Genomic DNA, 3451 nt, shown 5'->3' with positions numbered 1-3451 from the left:
GGCGGGTGGGGACCGCTGGTGTGCGGGGACCGGGGCCCCTGGCCGGTCGGCCCGACCGGTGGGAAGGCCGGAGAGGTCGCCCCCGCGGCCCCGAGCGTCGCGCCGTCGACCTGTTCGGTACCCGTGGTCCGGCCGTCCGGGCCGACGTGGTGGGCGCCGAACGCGACCGCGGTCTCCGGCTGGTCGAGGCTGGAGGGCGACACACCGAGCTTGTCCTCGATCAGGTCCCCCACGAGGGGCAGCCTGCTGGAGCCCCCGACCAGGTAGATGTCGGCGAGCAGGCCCGGCTCCACACCGGCGGCCCGGACGGTGGCCTCGAGCAGTTCGACACTGCGCAGCATCGTCGGCCGGACCAGGGCCTCCAGCTCGGAGCGGGTGACCACCACGTCGGTGAACGGCTCCGGCATCGGCACCTCGGTCCGCGGCAACCGGGACAGGGCCTCCTTGGCGGCCTTGACGTCCTCCAACAGCGTCCGGCGGGCGCGCCGGTCGGTGGTGGACTCCGGACGCAGCAGCCGCTGCCAGCGTTGCGGGTCGCTGTGCGACACCGCGCGGCCGACGTGCTCCAGCAGTGCCCGGTCGACGTCGAGGCCGCCGAGGTCCGGCAGGCCCTCCTCGGCGAGCACGGTGAACCCGGTGGGCGTGGCGCCCAGAACGGCCACGTCGAAGGTGCCCGCGCCCAGGTCGTAGACCGCCAGGGTGCGGCCGGGCTCCAGCGACTTGCCCGGGAAGGACGCGAAGTGCGCCGCCGCGGCGACGGGTTCCGGGACCAGGGTGACGGTCCGGTCGTCGGCGTCCATGCCCGCCCCGCGGGCGGCCGCGAGCAGCACCTCCCGGCGCCGCGGCCCCCACTCGGCGGGGTGGGTGAGCCGGATCTGCTCCGGTGGGGTGCCGCCGAGCTGCCGGACCGTCTCGTCGTACACCCGGCGCAGCACCGCGGCCAGCGCCTCGTCCACCGGGACGGAGTCCGTACCGAGCTCCAGCGCCTGCTCGTCGACACGGCGTTTGGGGTTGGGCTCGAACCGGGTCGGGTCCAGCCGGGCGCGCCGTTCGGCGTCCCTGCCGACGAGGAGTTCGCCGCCTTCCTCGGCGAACACGGCCGAGGGCATCGTCGCCGAGCCGTCGACCTCGACCACCCGGGTCGCCCTCCCGGGCACGGAGAGCACGGCGACCGTATTGGACGTCCCGAGATCGACGGACAGAATCCCCACAGTTTCCCCCTTGTCACGCGTCCGGTGGACCGTCGGTGATGCTGTCACGACCCCCCGCGGGGGTGACACGCCCCTCGGCGTCGGCGTCCCCGGGAGGGGACCGGCCGGCCGGTCGGCGGCGCCCGGAGCGGTACCCGCGTCCGCTCCGACGGGGCGGTTCCGTCACCGCGGCACGCATGATGGGGGTGTGGACAGCGCCGTACTCGATCTCTTCTCCCCCGCGACCCGCGACTGGTTCGCGGGCGCGTTCGCCGAGCCCACGGCGGCGCAGGACGGGGCGTGGCGGGCCGCGCACGCGGGTGAGCACGCGCTGGTCGTGGCCCCCACCGGTTCCGGCAAGACGCTCGCGGCGTTCCTGTGGGCACTCGACCGGCTGGCGACCAGCCCCCCACCCGAAACGCCCACCCGGCGATGCCGGGTGCTGTACGTGTCGCCGCTGAAGGCGCTCGCGGTGGACGTGCAGCGCAACCTGCGGGCGCCGCTGACCGGCCTGTCCCAGTCCGCCCGGCGGCTGGGTCTCGCCCCACCGGAGATCACCGTGGGGACCCGCACCGGCGACACCACCGCGGCCGAGCGCCGGGCGTTCACCCGCACCCCGCCGGACGTCCTCGTCACCACCCCGGAGTCGCTGTTTCTGCTGCTGACCTCGTCGGCACGGGAGTCGCTGCGCGGCGTCGAGACGGTCATCGTGGACGAGGTGCACGCCGTGGCGGGGAGCAAGCGCGGGGCCCACCTGGCGCTCTCGCTGGAGCGGTTGGACGAGCTGTTGGACGCGCCCGCGCAGCGGATCGGGCTGTCGGCGACGGTCCGGCCGGTCGAGGAGATCGGGACGTTCCTCGCCGGGGGCAGGCCGGTGCGGGTGGTGCAGCCCGAGCACCCGAAGACGGTCGAGGTGCGGGTCGAGGTGCCGGTGGAGGACATGGCCGCGCTCGACGCGCCGCGGTCGGCCCCGGGGGCGGACGGGTCGGACGCGGGGGAGGCGGAGCCACCCCCGTTGCCGAGCGAGGACGAGGACGTCCCCGCCTCCGCCGCGCCGGGGACGGGGGACGGGGCGGCACCGCGGGCGTCCATCTGGCCCGCCGTGGAGGAACGTGTCCTGGAGCTGATCCGTGGGCACCGGTCGACGATCGTGTTCACGAACTCGCGGCGGCTCGCGGAACGGCTGACCGCGCGGCTGAACGAGCTGGCCGCCGAACGGACCGACCTCACCGCCGGCGACACCTTCCCGGCGGAGGCGATCGCCCAGTCCGGGGCGAGCACGGGTGCCGACCCGGTGATCGCCCGGGCGCACCACGGGTCGATGTCGCGGGACCAGCGCACCCACACCGAGGAGGAGCTCAAGTCGGGGCGGCTGCCGTGCGTGGTGGCCACGTCGTCGCTGGAGCTGGGTATCGACATGGGTGCGGTGGATCTCGTGGTGCAGGTCGAGGCGCCGCCGACGGTGGCGTCCGGGCTGCAGCGCGTCGGGCGCGCGGGCCACCACGTCGGGGCGACGTCGAGCGGGGTGATGTTCCCGAAGTTCCGTGGTGACCTCGTCTCGTGCGCGGTGGTGGCCGAACGCATGGCCGCCGGCGCGATCGAGGCCGTGCGGTATCCGCGCAACCCGCTGGACGTGCTGGCGCAGCAGCTCGTGGCGATGGTGGCGATCGAGGCGCGCACGGTCGCGGAGGTCGCCACCACCGTGCGGCGGGCGGCGCCGTTCACGTCGCTGCCGGACGACGCGCTGTCCGCGGTGCTGGACATGCTGGCGGGGCGGTACCCGAGCGAGGAGTTCGGCGAGCTGCGTGCGCGGATCACCTGGGACCGGGTCACCGGGGTGCTGGAGGGCAGGCCGGGGGCCCAGCGGCTCGCGGTGACCTCCGGCGGGACGATCCCGGACCGCGGGTTGTTCACCGTGACCACGCCGCCGGACGAGGGCGACCGTGCGGGGCGCCGGGTGGGTGAGCTGGACGAGGAGATGGTCTACGAGTCCCGGGTCGGGGACACGATCCTGCTGGGCACGTCGTCCTGGCGGATCACCGACATCACGCACGACCGGGTGATCGTGGTGCCGGCTCCGGGGCAGCCGGCGCGGATGCCGTTCTGGAAGGGGGACGCGCCCGGACGTCCGCTGGAGCTCGGCCGGGCGCTCGGGGCGTTCCTGCGCACGGTGAGCTCGGCGGACCGGGAGGACGCGCTGCGCCGGGCCGCCGAGGCCGGTCTGGACGAGCGCGCGCGGGAGAACCTGCTGGCGTACCTGG

General features: G+C 75.3%; 2 protein-coding genes. One reads left to right on the top strand and one right to left on the bottom strand.

Going from position 1 to position 3451, the window contains the following annotated elements; all coding sequences use genetic code 11:
• Window positions 1–1211, bottom strand: a 1211-nt coding sequence (locus tag SACPADRAFT_RS0217935) for an Hsp70 family protein (RefSeq protein WP_007026976.1), incomplete at its 3' end; no start/stop codon positions are given.
• 187 nt (window positions 1212–1398) lie between these two features.
• Between SACPADRAFT_RS0217935 and SACPADRAFT_RS30780 the strand changes: the two genes are divergently transcribed.
• On the top strand, window positions 1399–3451 hold a 2053-nt coding region (locus tag SACPADRAFT_RS30780; RefSeq protein ID WP_007026977.1), incomplete at its 3' end, for a DEAD/DEAH box helicase.

The sequence above is a fragment of the Saccharomonospora iraqiensis subsp. paurometabolica YIM 90007 genome (assembly GCF_000231035.2).
GTDB classification, from domain to species: Bacteria; Actinomycetota; Actinomycetes; order Mycobacteriales; family Pseudonocardiaceae; genus Saccharomonospora; species Saccharomonospora paurometabolica.
The sequence above is the reverse complement of the archived record's forward strand: the minus strand, read 5'-3'. Positions and strand labels throughout refer to the sequence as shown.